This is a genomic window from Aestuariivita sp. (assembly GCF_049276915.1).
GTDB lineage: Bacteria > Pseudomonadota > Alphaproteobacteria > Rhodobacterales > Rhodobacteraceae > Aestuariivita.
The window spans coordinates 18,046-34,640 of the sequence record NZ_JBASXK010000118.1; the positions used below are offsets into that span (position 1 = coordinate 18,046).

Annotated in this window: 16 protein-coding genes; 6 read left to right on the forward strand and 10 right to left on the reverse strand. The window is 63.8% G+C overall.

All coding sequences use genetic code 11. The annotated features are described in order from the left end of the window. Positions 1-57: 57 nt before the first annotated feature. Genes WAO69_RS12665 through cobU form a run of 3 tightly spaced genes read right to left on the reverse strand, consistent with a single transcriptional unit; the run spans position 58 to position 2,012 of the window. Complete coding sequence (locus WAO69_RS12665) at positions 58-738, reverse strand: glutathione S-transferase (protein ID WP_422179656.1); 681 nt, start codon at positions 736-738, stop codon at positions 58-60. Between the two features lie 60 nt (positions 739-798). Next, a complete protein-coding gene (locus WAO69_RS12670; protein WP_422179658.1) occupies positions 799-1,377 on the reverse strand; it encodes a histidine phosphatase family protein in 579 nt (192 codons plus the stop codon). Beyond that, positions 1,374-2,012 carry a bifunctional adenosylcobinamide kinase/adenosylcobinamide-phosphate guanylyltransferase gene (gene cobU, locus WAO69_RS12675; RefSeq protein WP_422179660.1) on the reverse strand — a complete coding sequence of 213 codons (639 nt, stop codon included), beginning with the start codon at positions 2,010-2,012 and terminating at the stop codon, positions 1,374-1,376. Before cobU ends, WAO69_RS12670 begins: the two co-directional genes overlap by 4 nt. Here cobU and WAO69_RS12680 point away from each other — a divergent pair. The 5 genes from WAO69_RS12680 (at position 2,006) to WAO69_RS12700 (ending at position 6,490) form a co-directional block, all read left to right on the forward strand. Continuing rightward, positions 2,006-2,884, forward strand: a complete 879-nt coding sequence (locus WAO69_RS12680) for an RNA polymerase factor sigma-32 (RefSeq protein ID WP_422179662.1) — start codon at positions 2,006-2,008, stop codon at positions 2,882-2,884. The genes cobU and WAO69_RS12680 overlap by 7 nt on opposite strands. After that, a complete protein-coding gene (locus WAO69_RS12685; protein ID WP_422179664.1) occupies positions 2,881-3,696 on the forward strand; it encodes a ChaN family lipoprotein in 816 nt (271 codons plus the stop codon). Before WAO69_RS12680 ends, WAO69_RS12685 begins: the two co-directional genes overlap by 4 nt. A gap of 82 nt (positions 3,697-3,778) precedes the next feature. Continuing rightward, a complete protein-coding gene (gene coaBC, locus WAO69_RS12690) occupies positions 3,779-4,975 on the forward strand; it encodes a bifunctional phosphopantothenoylcysteine decarboxylase/phosphopantothenate--cysteine ligase CoaBC (protein ID WP_422179666.1) in 1,197 nt (398 codons plus the stop codon). Beyond that, complete coding sequence (gene dut / locus WAO69_RS12695) at positions 4,968-5,429, forward strand: dUTP diphosphatase (protein ID WP_422179668.1); 462 nt, start codon at positions 4,968-4,970, stop codon at positions 5,427-5,429. The genes coaBC and dut overlap by 8 nt, the downstream gene beginning before the upstream one ends. Beyond that, positions 5,429-6,490 (forward strand): HesA/MoeB/ThiF family protein, encoded by a 1,062-nt coding sequence (locus WAO69_RS12700; RefSeq protein ID WP_422179671.1) that lies wholly within the window; start codon positions 5,429-5,431, stop codon positions 6,488-6,490. The genes dut and WAO69_RS12700 overlap by 1 nt, the downstream gene beginning before the upstream one ends. Positions 6,491-6,558: 68 nt before the next feature. On the opposite strand, the gene WAO69_RS12705 is transcribed toward WAO69_RS12700, so the two are convergent. Continuing rightward, positions 6,559-7,767: a trans-sulfuration enzyme family protein gene (locus WAO69_RS12705; protein ID WP_422179673.1), complete on the reverse strand. Its 1,209-nt coding sequence runs from the start codon at positions 7,765-7,767 to the stop codon at positions 6,559-6,561. 131 nt (positions 7,768-7,898) lie between these two features. On the opposite strand from WAO69_RS12705, the gene WAO69_RS12710 reads away from it, so the two are divergent. Beyond that, a complete protein-coding gene (locus tag WAO69_RS12710) occupies positions 7,899-9,911 on the forward strand; it encodes a M3 family metallopeptidase (protein ID WP_422179675.1) in 2,013 nt (670 codons plus the stop codon). 127 nt (positions 9,912-10,038) lie between these two features. Here WAO69_RS12710 and WAO69_RS12715 read toward each other — a convergent pair whose 3' ends face one another. From WAO69_RS12715 to WAO69_RS12740, 6 genes are read right to left on the reverse strand one after another with little or no spacing between them, the layout of a single operon-like run. After that, positions 10,039-10,968: a 2-hydroxyacid dehydrogenase gene (locus WAO69_RS12715; protein WP_422179677.1), complete on the reverse strand. Its 930-nt coding sequence runs from the start codon at positions 10,966-10,968 to the stop codon at positions 10,039-10,041. A 13-nt stretch (positions 10,969-10,981) separates the two neighbouring features. Continuing rightward, complete coding sequence (gene rodA / locus WAO69_RS12720) at positions 10,982-12,121, reverse strand: rod shape-determining protein RodA (RefSeq protein ID WP_422179679.1); 1,140 nt, start codon at positions 12,119-12,121, stop codon at positions 10,982-10,984. Further along, on the reverse strand, positions 12,118-14,061 hold the full coding sequence (gene mrdA / locus WAO69_RS12725; protein ID WP_422179681.1) for a penicillin-binding protein 2: 1,944 nt from the start codon (positions 14,059-14,061) through the stop codon (positions 12,118-12,120). The genes rodA and mrdA overlap by 4 nt, the downstream gene beginning before the upstream one ends. Beyond that, a complete protein-coding gene (locus WAO69_RS12730) occupies positions 14,058-14,597 on the reverse strand; it encodes a rod shape-determining protein MreD (protein WP_422179683.1) in 540 nt (179 codons plus the stop codon). Before WAO69_RS12730 ends, mrdA begins: the two co-directional genes overlap by 4 nt. Continuing rightward, positions 14,590-15,489: a rod shape-determining protein MreC gene (gene mreC / locus WAO69_RS12735; protein ID WP_422179685.1), complete on the reverse strand. Its 900-nt coding sequence runs from the start codon at positions 15,487-15,489 to the stop codon at positions 14,590-14,592. The genes WAO69_RS12730 and mreC overlap by 8 nt, the downstream gene beginning before the upstream one ends. 44 nt (positions 15,490-15,533) lie before the next feature. Further along, entirely contained in the window at positions 15,534-16,580 is a 1,047-nt protein-coding gene (locus tag WAO69_RS12740) for a rod shape-determining protein (RefSeq protein WP_422179687.1), read from the reverse strand. Positions 16,581-16,595 lie beyond the last annotated feature (15 nt).

Genomic DNA, 16,595 nt, shown 5'->3' on the forward strand with positions numbered 1-16,595 from the left:
TTAACGGGTAGGACGGAAGCATTGAGGAATGGTTAACGCATCCTCGGATCCGCCGGTTCAGACCGGCCAGTCGTCGGCGGGCAGCTCAAGGCGATAGGGTTCGGGCACATAGGTCTTGCGCAGCCCCTCTGCGCGCCATCTTTGCACCGCCGGATCGCTGATCAGGGCCATGGCATAGGCGCGGGCGGTGTCACTGACGGGCAGGCCATAGCCGATGATGCGCGCGGCAACCGGGGTATAGAACACATCCGCCAGAGTATAGCTGCCAAAGAGCCAGCCCTGCGCCGCCCCCGATACCGTGCGGGCATGGGACCACAGGGTTTCGATGCGCTGAAGGTCGCCCAGAACCTCGGGCGCGGGCTGAAACCCGCGATAGGCGCGCAACAGCTGCATCGGGCAAGCGCTGCGCAGGGCCGAAAAACCGGCACACATTTCGGCACAGAGCCAGCGGGCGGTGGCGCGCTGGGCGGGGTCCTGCGGCCAGAGACCGGCATCGGGGTGACGCTCGGCAAGGGTTTCGGCCATGGCGAGGGTTTCGCCGACCACGCAGCCATCGGGGGTGCGCATCGCCGGGACCAGCCGCGCCGGTGCAAGATCGGCCAGATCCTGCGCCATGGTGCCGGAATAAAGCCTCACCAGATGGGTGCGCATGGGCAGGTTGAATTTCTCGAATATCAGCCAGCCGCGCAGGGACCAGCTCGAGAAGGTTCTGTCACCGATGTAAAGATCATATGTCATGGCGCATAGATTAGATCGGCCCTGCGCCAGAGGGGAAATGTTAAATTGTGTCCCCTGACATCACGGGAGGTGATTGATCCGGCCCAGATGCCAGCGCTGCCCGTCAAACTGCATATCGGTGACGGACAAAGGGTCGATCTTGTGCCTCAGCACCTCGGCGGCCTGCACGCCCAGAGCGCGTTGCACCTGGGTCAGGATCACGCCGAAATGGGCCACGGCGATGATATGGCCGCTGCTGTGACGGGTGTTGAGATCATCAACGACACGGGCGACGCGGGCCGCGCTCTGGTTCCAGGTTTCCCCGCCCGGAGGCGCGATGTCGCCGGGTTTCTCCCAATAGGCGCGGCTGAGTTCGGGATGGGTTTCGGCGATCTCGCTGAAATGCCTGCCGTCCCAGTCGCCAAAGTGGAATTCGCGCAGGTCGGGTTGATCGGGCAGGCGGGTGCGCCCCTTGGACACGGTGTCGGCAGTGGCCGAGGCGCGGATCAGATCCGAGGCGATGACAAGCGCCTGATCGGGCAGATGGGCGTTCAGCCGGGCGATTTGCGCGGTGTCGGACAGATCGGCAGGCACATCGCGCCAGCCGACGAAGTTTTTCTCGTGGGTCGGGCCATGGCGGATCCAGTGCCAGGTGATCATGGCATCTGCCCCTTGAGGACCTGCGGCAGGCCCGCGGTGACCTTGATGGCGAGAATCGATTGCTCGGCAAGGGCGATATTCAGGCGGCCCTGGGCCTCGCGGAAGCGGCGCGCGAGGGCGTTTTCGGGCACAATGCCTTCGCCGACCTCGTTTGTGACGACGATTACGGGACATGCACAATTTTTAAGCGCATCCAGCAAATCCGCCTGCGCGGCACCAAGGTCCGTGCCCTCGCTCAGCATGTGGTTGGAAAGCCATAAGGTCGCGCAATCAAACAGAACTATGTCTGCGGCAGCCTGTCGCAGGGCATCGGCCGCGTTCAGCGGAGCCTCGATCGTGTGCCAGCCAGAAAGGCGCCGATCCTGGTGCTGTGCCACCTTTTGGGCCATCTCTTCATCAAAGATTTGTGCGGTCGCGACATAAAGCTTTGTGTTTCCATGATTTTCCGCTAGCGTCTCGGCAAGACGCGACTTGCCAGAAGCAGCCCCGCCGATAATCAAGGTGAGTTCTGGCAACAAATTTCTGGCCTTCTTGGTGATCCAATTCGGTCCGATCTGCGTACTTAGTTCAGGAGCGCAAAACAAGGTGCACCGAAAAGTGCACTGACCGTCATCTACAGGGGGATGATATGGCACTGGACTCTTCTACTGACATGTCGCTGTCGCGGCGGGCTATGAAAGCCGAGCTTTTGGACGCGGAAACGGAACTGAAGCTTGCCTATGCATGGCGTGACCATCGCGATGAACAGGCACTGCATCGCCTGATTACCGCTTACATGCGCCTGGCGATCTCAATGGCTTCGAAATTCAAACGCTACGGCGCGCCGATGAACGATCTGATCCAGGAAGCTGGCTTGGGTCTGATGAAAGCGGCGGACAAATTCGATCCGGATCGCGGTGTGCGGTTCTCGACCTATGCGGTCTGGTGGATCAAGGCGTCGATCCAGGATTACGTCATGCGCAACTGGTCCATGGTGCGGACCGGCTCGACCTCGTCGCAGAAATCGCTGTTCTTCAACATGCGCCGCGTTCAGGCACGCCTTGAACGCGAGGCGCAAGCCGCGGGCGAGACGCTGGACAAGCATCAGCTGCACCAGATGATCTCGACCGAGATCGGCGTGCCGCTGCATGACGTGGTGATGATGGAAGGACGTCTTTCAGGCTCGGATTACTCGTTGAACGCGACGCAATCGGTCGATGATGAGGGCCGGGAGTGGATCGACGCGCTGGAAGATGACAGCGCGCAGGCGGCCGAACTGGTCGAAGACAGCCATGACACCGAACAGCTGCGCGAATGGTTGCTGGCGGCGATGGCTGCGCTGAATGAGCGCGAACGCTTCATCGTACGCGAGCGCAAGCTGCGCGATGATCCGCGCACCCTGGAAAGCCTGGGCGACGAACTTGGCCTGTCCAAGGAGCGCGTGCGCCAGCTTGAAGCGGCGGCTTTCGGCAAGATGCGCAAGAGCCTTGAAGCGCAATCGCGCGAGGTGCAGCACTTCCTTCTATGAGGGGCGTCTTTCCCCTGATCGCCGCGCTTGCCGTGGCTCTTGCCGCCCCTGTCGGGGCGGTTTCTCTTTCCGAGGCCTCGCTGTCGCGCATGGATGATGCCGAGATCATCCTGCTGGGAGAGGTGCATGACAATCCCTCCCATCACGCAGCACAGGCGGACCTTGTGGCGCGCATTGCCCCGCGTGCGGTGGTCTATGAGATGCTCAGCCCCGAGCAGGCAGGGCTGGTCACGCCCCAGCTGCTGGGCGACGCCGATGCCCTGGCCATGGCGTTGGACTGGTCCCAGAGCGGCTGGCCGGATTTTGCCATGTATCACCCGATTTTCCTAGCGGCCCCTGACTCGGTCGTCTTCGGCGCGGCGGTGCCGCGTGCTGCGGCACGCGCCTCGATGCAAAGCGGTATCGCGGCGGCCTTCGGGCCCGAGGCGGCGGTGTTCGGGCTGGCTGATCCCCTGAGCGAGACCGAGCAGGCGCAGCGCGAAGCCCTGCAGTTTGACGCCCATTGCGAGGCCTTGCCGCGCGATCTGTTGCCGACGATGGTGGATATCCAGCGCCTGCGCGATGCGCGTCTTGCGCAGGAGGCGCTGATCGCCCTTGAGCGCACCGGCGGGCCGGTGGTGGTGATCACCGGCAATGGCCATGCGCGCGCCGATTGGGGCGTGCCGCGCTTTCTGCGCCAGGTGCGCGGCGGGGTTCGGATCTTCAGCCTTGGCCAGACCGAGGACGGGGCGGTGTTGCCCGGTGCCTTTGATGCGGTGCTGGATGCGCCCTCGGTCGCGCGCCCGGACCCGTGCGATGCCTTTCGCAACTGACAATCGGCCGAGTGGATTGCCACTGGTCGATTGGGCGCGGCTTGCCTATGGTCGGGGCGTTGCAACAGAACCCTGAGGCGCCATGCTGACTGGTAAACGCATTTTGCTGATCATCGGCGGCGGGATCGCCGCCTACAAGTCTTTGGAGTTGATCCGCAGGCTGGCCGAGCGCGGGGCCTCGGTCGCGCCGGTGCTGACGCGCGCCGCGGAAGAATTCGTCACGCCGCTGTCGGTCTCGGCACTGGCGGGCGTCAAGGTACATCGCGACCTGTTCGACCTGACCGACGAAGCCGAGATGGGCCATATCCAGCTGTCACGCTCGGCGGATCTGATCGTTGTGGCTCCGGCCACGGCGGATCTGATGGCCAAGATGGCGCAGGGACTGGCGGGCGATCTGGCCTCGACGCTGCTCTTGGCGACAGATACGCCGGTTCTGCTGGCCCCTGCGATGAATGTGCGGATGTGGGATCACCCGGCCACCCGGCGCAACCGCGCCACGCTTGCCGGTGATGGCGTGGCCTTTGTCGGACCCAATGAAGGCGATATGGCCTGTGGTGAATTCGGGCCCGGGCGCATGTCGGAACCGATGGAGATCGTCGCCGCGATCGAGGCGCAGTTTGCCCATGGACCGCTGAGCGGCAAGCGGGTGCTGGTCACCTCGGGGCCGACTCATGAGCCGATTGACCCGGTGCGCTATATCGCCAACCGCTCATCCGGGGCGCAGGGCACGGCGGTGGCGCGGGCCCTGGCGGATCTGGGCGCGCATGTGGTCTTCGTGACCGGACCGGCCAGCGTGCCGCCGCCTGCGGGCGTCGAGGTGATCGCGGTGCAAAGCGCAGCCGAGATGGCGCAAGCCGTGCAGGCGGCCCTGCCGGTGGATGCCGGTGTCTTTGCGGCCGCCGTGGCGGACTGGCGCGTGGCGCAGGCTTCGGATCGCAAGCTGAAGAAATCGAAGGATGGTCTGCCGGTTCTGGAATTTGCCGAGAACCCCGATATTCTGGCCACGGTGGCGCAGATGGGTGCAGGGCGGCCCCGGCTTGTGGTGGGCTTTGCCGCCGAAACCCATGATGTCGAGGCCCACGCCACGGCCAAGCGCCTGCGCAAGGGCTGTGACTGGATCGTGGCCAATGATGTCAGCCCGGCCACGGGCATCATGGGGGGCAGCGAGAATGCCGTGACCCTGATCAGCGATGCGGGATCGGAGGTCTGGCCGCGTATGTCCAAGGATGCGGTCGCGCGCCAACTGGCCGAGCGGATCGCGGCGGCGTTGAATGGCTGATGCGGTGGTGATCCGGGTCACGCGGGATGCGGGCTTTGATGCCGCGGTGCCCTTGCCCGCCTATGAAACCGCCGGGGCGGCGGGGGCCGATATCCGCGCCAATCTGCCGGATGGAGATGTGCTGCTGGAGCCGGGCGCGCGGGCGCTGATTTCCACCGGGCTGCGGATCGAGATCCCCGAGGGCTTCGAGGTGCAGATCCGGCCCCGCTCGGGGCTGGCGCTGAAGCATGGGATCACTTTGCCCAATGCGCCGGGGACCATCGACAGCGACTATCGCGGCCCTCTGGGTGTGATCGTGATGAATGCCGGTGACGCGCCCTTTGTCGTGGAACATGGCGCGCGCATTGCCCAGATCGTCGTCGCGCCGGTGGTACAGGCAGAATTCGCGCTAGATAGCGGGTTGAGCGAGACCGCGCGCGGGGCGGGCGGCTTTGGATCAACGGGGACGAACTGATGCTTCTGGTCTTGGCAATGGCGGCGATGCTCTGGGGCATCGGTGCGGCGATGGGGGCACCCACCCGGGCACGGCTGATGATGATCGGGATGCTGTATGTCGGCGTTCTGATCCTGCAGCTGCTGTTGCCCGAGGGCCATGCGTTGCGCATGGCGACGGGGGAATCTCCGGCGCTCTGGCTGTTGATCGGCGGGTTCGTGGTGCTGACACTGATCTATCGCCGGGGTCTGGGCGCGCTGCGCCGCCGGGCCGAGGCGCGCGAGGCCGCTGCCGCTCCGCCCAAGGCGGCGGGGACGTTCTCCGAGGTCGAACTGAACCGCTATGCGCGCCATATCGTGCTGCGCGAGATCGGTGGGGCGGGGCAGAAAAAGCTCAAACAGGCGCGCGTTCTGGTGATCGGTGCCGGGGGCCTGGGGGCACCGGCGCTGCAATATCTGGCGGCTGCGGGTGTGGGGATCATCGGGGTGATCGATGACGACGTGGTGGACAATGCCAATCTGCAACGCCAGGTGATCCACCGCGACGCCGATATCGGTCTGCCCAAGGTGTTTTCCGCTCAGGCCGCGATGATGGCGCAGAACCCGTTCATCGAGGTGCGCCCCTACAAGCGGCGGCTGGACGAGACCAGCGCGCGCGAGCTGTTTGACGCCTATGATCTGATCCTGGACGGGACGGATAACTTCGAAACGCGCTATCTTGCGAACAGGACTGCTGTGGCGGCAGGCAAGCCGTTGATTTCAGGGGCCTTGTCGCAATGGGAGGGACAGCTGAGCGTGTTTGATCCTGCATCCGGCGCGCCCTGTTATCAATGTATTTTCCCCGAGGCTCCGGCAGAGGGGCTGGCCCCGTCCTGCGCCGAGGCCGGCGTGATCGGCCCCTTGCCCGGGGTGATCGGGTCGATGATGGCAGTCGAGGCGATCAAGGTGATCACCGGCGCGGGCCATGCGATGCGCGGTGAGATGCTGATCTATGACGCGCTTTGGGGCGAGACCCGCAAGATCGGGCTGGAGCGACGCGCGGATTGTCCGATCTGCGCACCGGATCTCGCGCGCGCGGTCTGAGCCGATGGTATCGGGGGGCCAGCCCCCCGAACCCCCCGGGATAGTTTCGGCAAGATGAAGAGGCGGCCTCAGAGCACCTGATCAAGATCGGCGATGATGTCCTCGGCATCCTCGAGGCCGACCGAGAGGCGGAAGATGCCGTCCCCAGCAAAGTCGCGATAGCTTTGGGCCTGTGCGCCTTCCAGACGGAAGGAGGACTTCATCAGCCCGGCGGTTTCCATCCAGAAGATCAGGCTGCGGTGATGGCCGAGCGAAACGGCATAGTGCACGATCTTCAGCTTTTCGATCATCGCCTGGGCGATGCGTTCGCCATCGGCGGCACTGCCGACCTGGAAGGACAGCATGCCCGAAGGATTGGCCATCTGGGATTGCGCCAGTTCATATTGCGGATGCGAGGGCAGGCCGGGATAGATCACCCGGGTCACGGAGGGATGGCTTTCGAGCCATTCGGCGACAGCCTGCGCGCCCGCCTGATGGGCCTTGAGGCGCAGTGGCAGTGTGGCGGCCCCGCGGGCAATGAGCCAGGCGTTGAAGGGCGACAGGATTCCACCGTGGTGAATGGAGGCTTCCAGCCGCATCTGGCGCACCAGGTCTGCGCGACCGGCCACCGCTCCGCCCACCGCATCGCCATGACCGCCGATGTATTTGGTGGTGGAATGCATGACCAGATCCACGCCCAGTGCCATGGCATCCTGCCCGATGGGTGAGGCAAAGGTGGAATCGGTCGAATGCAGCGCGCCCGCGGCTTTTGCCAGTTTCGAGATGGCTGCCAGATCGGTCAGGCGGCAGATCGGGTTGGCGGGGCTTTCGGAATGGATGAGTTTTGTATTGGGGCGGATGGCCCTGGCCACCGTCTGGGGGTCGGACATGTTCACGGCGCTGACCTCGACGCCCATGCGGGGCATCGTATCGCGGGCAAGCTCGGCAACACCGGCATAGGACACATCCGAAACGATGACGTGATCGCCCTGGCTGAGGAAGGTGAAGAAGATCGCCGAGGCCGCCGCCATTCCGGATGCGGTGCACAGGCATTCCTCGGCACCCTGCATCGCGGCGATCTTGGCCTCGAGCATGGCAACGGTGGGGTTGGCCCAGCGGGCATAGGCGAACGGCGAGTCAGGCGTCAGGTCATGGGCGGAAAAGCCCGAGACATCTTGCGAGACAAACGTAGAGGACATGTGGATCGCAGGGCCCGAGGCTCCGGTGGTGGCGTCGGGGGTTTCGCCCGCGTGAATGGCTGTCGTCATCGGGCCGGGCTTGCGGTTGGATGTGGGCATTTTCGGCTCCTTCATGCTGATGTCGGGGCAGGCTGGCGTAGATTGTCATGGCCTTCAACCGGAATATCACCGCGCGCTCTGGACCCTTGGCGGGCGCGCACCTAGCTTGGTGATCAAAGGAGACGCGTATCATGACCAACCCGCTTTTGACCAACTGGCAGACCGATTTTCAGATCGCCCCGTTCGACCGGATCGCCGACGCAGATTTTGCGCCTGCGCTGGAGGCGGCACTGGCCAGCCATCGCGCCGAGATCGAGGCGATCGCGGGCTCGCAGGAGGCACCGGATTTCGCCAATACCATCGAGGCGCTGGAAGCGGCGGGCGGGGATCTGGACAAGGTCCTGTCGGTGTTCTTTACCGTGGCAGGGGCAGACAGCAACCCCGCGCGCGAGGATCTGCAGCGGGCGTTTTCGCCCAAGCTGGCGGCACATTTTTCCGAGATCACATCGAACAAGGCGCTGTTCGCGCTGGTCGATGCGGTCTGGGAAGCGCGCGATGAATTGGAACTGAGCGAAGAGCAGGCGCGCGTGCTGATGCTGACGCGGCGCGGCTTTGTGCGGGCGGGTGCGGCACTGGACGGGGCTGCGGATGCGCGGATGAAAGAGATCAAATCGCGACTGGCCAGCCTTGGAACGGCCTTTACCCAGAACCTGCTGGCGGATGAGCGCTCGTGGTTCATGGAACTGGGCGAGGAGGATCTTGAAGGGCTGCCCTCCTTCGTGGTGGATACGGCGCGGGCGGCGGGGGCCGAAAAAGGCCGGGATGGCCCGGTGGTGACGCTGTCACGCTCGCTTATCGTGCCGTTCTTGCAGTTCTCGACGCGCCGCGATCTGCGCGCCCAGGCCTATAAGGCCTGGTGCGCGCGCGGGGCCAACGGCGGTGAAAGCGACAACCGCGCGATTGCGGCCGAGATCCTGGCGCTGCGCCATGAGCGCGCGCAGCTTCTGGGATACGAGAGTTTCGCCGACTACAAGCTGGAAACAGAGATGGCCAGAACGCCGGATGCGGTGCGCGATCTTCTGATGGCGGTCTGGGAACCGGCCCGCGCCCGGGCGCAGGCCGATGGTCAGGTGCTGGAAGCAATGATGCAGCAAGACGGTGTGAATGGCCCTCTGGAGGCGTGGGACTGGCGGTATTATGCGGAAAAACGGCGCAAGGCCGAGCATGACCTGGATGAGGCGACGCTGAAGCCCTATCTGCAGCTTGACCGCATGATCGAGGCGGCTTTTGCCTGCGCCAACCGGTTGTTCGGGCTTGAGTTTCGCGCGCTGGATATCCCGCTCTATCATCCGGATTGCCGCGCCTGGGAAGTGACGCGCAAGGGCGCACATGTGGCCGTGTTCATTGGCGATTACTTTGCGCGCGGCTCCAAACGCTCGGGCGCGTGGTGTTCGGCGATGCGCGCGCAGGCCCGGTTTCCCGATGTGCAGTCCCCGGTTGTGATCAATGTATGCAACTTCGCCAAGGGCGATCCGGCACTTCTGAGCTATGATGACGCGCGCACGCTGTTTCACGAGTTTGGCCATGCGCTGCATCAGATGCTGTCCAATGTGACCTATGAAAGCATCTCGGGCACCTCTGTGGCGCGCGATTTCGTGGAACTGCCCAGCCAACTTTACGAGCATTGGCTGGAGGTGCCCGAAGTTCTGTCGGAATTTGCCACCCATGCCGAAACCGGCGCGCCGATGCCACAGGACATGCTGGCGAAAGTTCTGAATGCGGCGACTTTCGACATGGGGTTCCAGACAGTCGAATACGTGGCCTCGGCGCTTGTGGATCTGGATTTCCATGACGGCGCACCGCCGACCGATCCGATGGCGGCGCAGGCGGCCACGCTTGAGCGGCTGGACATGCCGCAGGCTATCGGAATGCGCCACGCGACACCGCATTTTGCCCATGTGTTTTCGGGCGATGGCTATAGCGCGGGCTATTACAGCTATATGTGGTCCGAGGTGATGGACGCGGATGCCTTTGCCGCCTTTGAAGAGGCGGGGGATGCCTTTGATCCCGAACGCGCCCGAGCGCTGGAGGAGAACATTCTCTCGACAGGTGGCTCACGCGAGGCCGATCAGCTCTATGTCGCTTTCCGCGGCCGGTTGCCGGGTGTCGAGGCGCTTCTCAAAGGGCGGGGACTGGCGGCCTGAACGGCGCTGCGCGCCGTGCCTCCGGCAGCCGGTATTTGACTGCAAGAAGAAGCAGGAGGCACTTTCTTGCTTCTTCTTGTGAAAAATACGGCGGGGAGTTTGAGGGGCTGGCCCCTCAAGCCTGTGCTCAGTACCCGCGGGTGCGGTCGACAAGATAGAGGAATGGCTCACCAGCCTGACCGCGCCGGATGTTTTCCGCAATGGTTTTCGAGGACCAGGCGGCGCGGGTTTCCGAGGCGATGTGCGGCGTGACCGTCACCTTTGGGTGGTGCCAGTAGGGATGCTCGGCGGGCAGGGGTTCCACGCGGAATGTGTCCAGCGTGGCATGGCCGATCTGGTCGCTGTCCAGAGCCGCAAGCAATACGTCATCGTCGATGAGCGGGCCGCGTCCGGGGTTGAGGATCACCGCGTGCTTTGCCAGCAGCGCCAGCGTCTTGCCGTTCAGGGTGTTTTCCGTTTGCGGCGTGTCAGGCAGCAGCAGAACCACGATCTGTGCCCCGCTGAGGGCTTCGGTCAGGCCCTCGGCTCCATGCAGGCAGCGCAGGCCGTCGATCGCCTTGGGGCCTTGTGACCAGCCGGTGACCTGAAATCCGATCCGCGCGAGGCTTTCTGCGCAGGCGCGTCCCAGTTCGCCCAGGCCCAGAACCGTGACCTTGCGCTCCCAGGCGACGGGAGGGGCCTGGGATATCCACTCGCCGGGTTTGGCGTGGATGTGGGTATCCATCCCCAGATGGTGGCGCAGTGTATGTCCGGTGACCCATTCGACCATGCCCTGTGTCAGCGCGGGGTCGACCATGCGGGTCAGCGGCACGGTGAGGGTGGGGTTGTTGACCACCGCTTCGACGCCTGCCCAGAGGTTCATCACCGCCTTGAGCCGGGTGAAGGGGGTGAAGTCCGTCACCGCGCTGTTGGGGGCATAGATGATGTAATCGACCTCCTCTGGTGGGAAATCGGTGCGCAGATCCGCCTTGAGGCCAAGTTCGGCCAGGCTGTCGCGCAGGGGCTGTTCATAGTCGGGCCACCTCTCGTGGCGGGCGGCGAAGAGGATGTTGGTCATGCGAGGGCGCGCCTTATCGGGGTCTGTGGATATGGGCGCTTTGTACCAGTCCGAAGGCCACCATCAAGACCAGCATCGCCGAGCCGCCAAAGCTGACCATGGGAAGGGGCACTCCGACCACGGGCGCAAGGCCCATGACCATCGACATGTTCACCGCAAAGAACAGGAAGAAGTTCAGCGCGATGCCCAGTGTCAGCAGCGATGAAAACCGGTCGCGCGCGGCCAGCGCGGTCACCACGCAGAACACGATGATCAGTGTGTAAAGCCCCAGAAGGGAAAACGCACCGACAAAGCCGAACTCTTCAGCCAGCGTGGTAAAGATGAAATCGGTATGTTTTTCCGGCAGGAAGTTCAGCCGCGATTGCGTGCCCTGCATGAAGCCCCGTCCGGTCCAGCCGCCCGAACCAAGCGCGATCTTGGATTGCGTGATGTGATAGCCTGCCCCCAGCGGGTCACTGGCCGGATCAAGGAAGGTGTCGATGCGGCGGAACTGGTAATTCTGCAAGAGCTGCCAGTCAGTGCCGCGGCTCTGGAACACGGCTGTGACCAGCGCGACGCCCGCCGAGATCACGGCGACGAAATAGGCCCAGTGCACTCCGGCCAGGAACATCAGCCCGCCCCCGGCTGTCAGCAGCAGGATCGAGGTTCCCAGATCGGGCTGGCGCAGCACCAGATAGGTCGGGAACAGGATGATCAGCACCGGGATCAGCACCCAGAAAGGATGCGAGACGCGTTTGGCCGGAAGCCAGTCGTAATAGGCCGCCAGCAGCATCACGAGGGTGATTTTCGTCAATTCCGAGGGTTGCAGGCGCATGAACCCCAGGTCGATCCAGCGCTGCGCGCCCATGCCGACCAGACCAAAGAATTCAACCGCAATCAACAGCGCGATCGAGACGCAATAGGCCACCACCGCCATGTTGCGCCAGAACCAGATCGGCACCATGGCCACCACCAGCATCACCACCAGGCCCATGGCAAAGCGCTTCATTTGCGGTTCCGCCCAGGGGGTGAAGGAGCCGCCGGCAACGGAATAGAGCATCAGGAACCCGATGCAGGCCACCGCGATCACCAACAGCACCAGCGGCCAGTTCAGATAGAGCAGCTTGCGCGGACCGGTGGGGACCGATTTGACCGTATACTCAAGATAGCTCACGCGCGCCCGCTCCCTTCGGTATCGGCCAGGGGCATGACATTGCGCAGGCGCTCCTGCTGCGCTTCGATCCGGTTGCGATCCTTGGGCGGATAAGCGGTGAGCGGCGGCGGGCCGCCGTAAAGCGCCTGCAGCGTGATATCGCGCGCGATGGGGGCGGCGGCCGTTGAACCGCCTCCGCCATGTTCGACGATCACCGAGACGGCGATTCTGGGATTGTCAGCGGGGGCAAAGTTCACGAACAGCGCGTGGTCGCGCCGCTCCCAGGGCAGATCCTCGTTGCGGATCACACCCGAGGCACGTTCCGCGGCCGTGATGTTGCGCACCTGGCTGGTGCCGGTCTTGCCTGCGATGCGATAGCCCTCTTCGATGGAGCGGCTGCCATAGCCGGTGCCGCGCCGGTCGTTGGTGACGGCGTACATCGCGCGGCGCATCTTGCGCAGGTTGTTTTCGTTCAGGCCCATGTCCTGGCCCGCACCGCTGGGCTGTTCGACGCCGTTGATCGATTTCACCAGGCGCGGCGAGACACTGCGTCCGGTGGCAAGGCGGGCGGTCATCACCGCTAGTTGCAGCGGAGAGGCGAGCATGAAGCCCTGGCCTATCGAAGCGTTGACCGTATCGCCCACCAGCCATTCCTGGCCATGCACGCGCCGTTTCCAGGCGCGATCGGGGGCCAGTCCCCGCGCCACGGCGGACATGGGCACATCGTGGCGCACGCCAAGCCCAAAGCGTTCGCACATGGCGGCGATCTTGTCCTGACCGACTTTCAGCGCGAGGTCATAGTAATAGACATCACAGCTTTCCTTGAGCGAGCTTTGCAGATCGACCCAGCCGTGACCGGCGCGTTTCCAGCAGTGAAACCGGCGCCCGGAGACGTCGACATGCCCCGGGCAATAGACCGTGTCATCCGGGCCGATCAGCCCTTCCTCCAATGCGGCCATGGCCGTGATCATCTTGAAGGTCGAGCCGGGAGGATAGACGCCTTGCACGGATTTCGAGGCGAGCGGGCGGTAGGTGTTGTCCAGCAACGCCTTGTAATCGCTTGAGGAAATCCCGCGCACAAAGGTGTTGGGATCAAATGTCGGTGCCGAGGCGATGGCGAGCAGATCGCCGGTGTCGGTGTCCATGATTACCGCGCTTGCGCTTTCTTCGCCCAGACGGGCCTGGACATAGCCCTGCAATTCGGCATCGACGGTCAGCTGGATATCCGCGCCGGCTTCGCCTTCGCGGCGGTCCAGCTCGCGCATGACGCGGCCTGCGGCGTTGACCTCGACACGTTTGGTGCCGGCCTTGCCGCGCAGCTGGTCTTCCTGTTTGGCCTCAAGGCCGACCTTGCCGATCTGGAACCGCGGAATGCGCAGCAGCTGGTCCGGGTTCTCCAGCTTGGAGAGGTCGAAATCCGAGACCGGGCCGACATAGCCGACCACATGGGCGAAATCCGAGCCCCGCGGGTATTTGCGGGTCAGGCCGACTTCGGGCGCGACGCCGGGCAGGGCAGGGGCATTGACGGCGACGGTCGAGACGTCTTCCCAGCTGACCTGCTCGGCCACGGTGACCGGCAGGAAGGGCGGCGAGCGTTTGATCTCGGCCATGGCGCGGTTCAGCTGCTCTCCGTCCAGTTCGATCAACTGGCCCAGGCGGGTGATGACCTGTTCGACATCTCCGGCATCCTCGGGAACGATCACGATGCGATAGCTGGGTGTGTTCTGGGCGATCACCCGGCCTTCGCGGTCGAAAATCTCACCGCGTGCGGGCGGGATGAGGCGGATGTTGATGCGGTTTTCCTCGGCCAGAAGGCGGAACTGGTCGGCTTGTTCCAGTTGCAGATACCGCATGCGCAGCCCCAGCGCCCCGACGAAGGCCAGTTGAACGCCGCCCAACAGCATGGCGCGCCGGGTGAGGATGGTATGGCTTTTCTCGAGGTCCCGCGGGTTGTGTCTCATGGTCGCGATCCGATTGCATCATCATCGCCGGGAGCCAGTTTGCGCACACCCAGAAACAGATGCGAGACGAACACGACAAGCGGGTAGATCAGAATCGTCATCAGCATCTGGATGAGCGTCAGCCCCAGCGGGGCCTGATCTACCATAAGAAGCGAGAGAATTACACGGTTGAGAACGAAAACCGCGATCACAACAAGGCCAGCGGCAGCCCATTCGCCCGCAAAGCTGGCATCGCGCAGGCCGATGGCGCGGGTCTTGAGCTGTTCGGTCCCCAGCACCACCAGAAAGGCCATGAGGCCCGGCGGGCGTTGCAGCAGCAAATCCGCCAGAAGGATGACCATGGCGATCAGCAGGGCCGGCACATAGTCGGGCCGTCGCAGAGCCCAGGCAAAGGTCAGGGCAATCAGCAGGTCCGGCCCGGCCCATGAGGGCGGCAGGGTGCTGAGCGGCAGCAGTTGCCAGAACAAGATCCCGAGGGCCAGCAGCACGAAGACCGCGCGCATGCCCAAAAGCTGAGAGGAAAAGGCGCTACCCATCGGTGGCTGCGGGTTCGGTCTGGCTGAGGTTGTCCTGGGGCAGGATCAGGCGGCCGGGGTCATCGACCCGTTCGGTGCCGTGATGGCGCAGCAAGCGCAAGAATTCCAGGCGCTGGAAATCCGCCGACAGGCGCACGCGCAGCCGTCCGCCGCGATCTGCGGCCACCTGACCGATCAGCAAACCGGCCGGGAACAGCCCACCATCGCCCGAGGTCACCACCCGGTCCCCGGGGCGAACCAGTTCGGCGTTTTCGATGAAATCCAGCAGGGGCGCGGCCGAGTTGTCACCCGCGACAATCGCCGTCTGGCCCGAGGGCTGGATCGTGGCGGGCACGCCGCTGGTCGCGTCGGTCAGCAGGATCACCCGCGAGGTGTTGTCACCCACCCCCGAGACACGGCCCACAAGCCCGATCCCGTCCATCGCCGCCCAGCCATCCAAGATCCCGTCGCGTGCGCCCACATTCAGCAGGACAGACTGACGAAAGGGCGATCCGCTGTCAGCGATCACCACGCCGGTGATATAGGTCAGACGCGGATCAAGACGTACATTGTTCAGATCCAGTAGCCGGGCGTTTTCCTGTTCAAGCTGCAGGGCCGCCTCTTTCCAGGCCTGCATCTGGCGCAATTCGCTGCGCAATTCGCGGTTCTGATCCACCAGGCGCTGATAGGATTGCACATTGCGCACCAGCGATACGGCCCCTGTCACAGGGGCCATCAGCCAATCCATACTGGGCATGATCTGATCGGTTACCTGGGCGCGAAACCTCTCGACGCGGGGGCTATCTATGCGCCAGACAAGGAAAATTCCCAAAAGGCAAAGCAGGAGAACCCCCAGAAGCAAGCGTCTGAGGGGGCCTGTGTATTCGTCCTGCTGTGACCGGTTCTTGGCCAAGGGCACTCCGTGTCAGGGGTGTCTTGCGCAAAAGCCTGCGCGCGTCAGCTGTCGTAGTCAATCGCGTGGCGCAGCTGTTTTTCGAATTCCAGCGCCTTGCCGGTGCCCAGAGCCACGCAGTTCAGGCTTTCGTCGGCGATGGAAACGGCCAGACCCGTCTGCTCACGCAGGGCCAGATCCAGATCGCCTAGGAGCGCTCCGCCCCCCGTCAGCATCACGCCGCGGTCCACGATATCCGCACCCAGATCGGGTGGCGTGGTTTCCAGCGCGGTCATCACCGCTTCGCAGATCTGCTGCACGGGTTCTGCCAGAGCTTCGGCGACCTGCGCCTGGCTGATCTCGATCTCCTTGGGGACACCGTTCAGCAGGTCACGGCCGCGAATCTGCATCGACTGACCGCGCCCGTCATCCGGCATGCGGGCGGTGCCGATCGAGGTCTTGATGCGCTCGGCGGTGCTTTCGCCGACAAGCAGGTTCTGCTGGCGGCGCAGATAGTTGATGATCGCTTCGTCCATGCGGTCCCCGCCCACCCGGATCGAGCGGGCATAGACGATGTCACCCAGCGACAGAACCGCAACTTCGGTCGTCCCGCCGCCGATATCGACAACCATGTTCCCGGTCGGATCGGTGATGGGCATGCCCGCGCCAATGGCGGCTGCGATCGGTTCGGCAATCAGCCCGGCCTTGCGCGCGCCGGCAGACAGAACCGACTGACGAATGGCGCGTTTTTCAACCGGCGTGGCACCGTGGGGCACGCAGACGATGACCTTGGGTTTGGAAAAGGTCGAGCGTTTGTGCACCTTGCGGATGAAATGCTTGATCATTTCCTCGGCAGTGTCGAAATCCGCGATCACACCTTCGCGCATCGGGCGGATGGCCTCGATGCTGCCGGGTGTGCGGCCAAGCATCAGCTTGGCATCTTCACCCACGGCAAGCACCTTCTTCACGCCATCCTTGACGTGATAGGCCACCACCGATGGTTCGGACAGAATGATCCCTCGGCCTTTGACATAGACCAGGGTGTTCGCCGTCCCGAGGTCGATTGCCATGTCTGCGGAAAACAGACCGCTCAGTTTGCCTAAAATGGACATGTAAAAGGGTGTTCC

Coding starts and splice junctions, on each gene's coding strand:
- mrdA (WP_422179681.1), bottom strand. CDS start 14,061: ATGAGACACAACCCGCGGGACCTCGAGAAAAGCCATACCATCCTCACC.
- WAO69_RS12700 (WP_422179671.1), top strand. CDS start 5,429: ATGCTTCTGGTCTTGGCAATGGCGGCGATGCTCTGGGGCATCGGTGCG.
- WAO69_RS12705 (WP_422179673.1), bottom strand. CDS start 7,767: ATGCCCACATCCAACCGCAAGCCCGGCCCGATGACGACAGCCATTCAC.
- WAO69_RS12680 (WP_422179662.1), top strand. CDS start 2,006: ATGGCACTGGACTCTTCTACTGACATGTCGCTGTCGCGGCGGGCTATG.
- WAO69_RS12740 (WP_422179687.1), bottom strand. CDS start 16,580: ATGTCCATTTTAGGCAAACTGAGCGGTCTGTTTTCCGCAGACATGGCA.
- WAO69_RS12730 (WP_422179683.1), bottom strand. CDS start 14,597: ATGGGTAGCGCCTTTTCCTCTCAGCTTTTGGGCATGCGCGCGGTCTTC.
- WAO69_RS12710 (WP_422179675.1), top strand. CDS start 7,899: ATGACCAACCCGCTTTTGACCAACTGGCAGACCGATTTTCAGATCGCC.
- WAO69_RS12715 (WP_422179677.1), bottom strand. CDS start 10,968: ATGACCAACATCCTCTTCGCCGCCCGCCACGAGAGGTGGCCCGACTAT.
- coaBC (WP_422179666.1), top strand. CDS start 3,779: ATGCTGACTGGTAAACGCATTTTGCTGATCATCGGCGGCGGGATCGCC.
- dut (WP_422179668.1), top strand. CDS start 4,968: ATGGCTGATGCGGTGGTGATCCGGGTCACGCGGGATGCGGGCTTTGAT.
- WAO69_RS12670 (WP_422179658.1), bottom strand. CDS start 1,377: ATGATCACCTGGCACTGGATCCGCCATGGCCCGACCCACGAGAAAAAC.
- WAO69_RS12665 (WP_422179656.1), bottom strand. CDS start 738: ATGACATATGATCTTTACATCGGTGACAGAACCTTCTCGAGCTGGTCC.
- WAO69_RS12685 (WP_422179664.1), top strand. CDS start 2,881: ATGAGGGGCGTCTTTCCCCTGATCGCCGCGCTTGCCGTGGCTCTTGCC.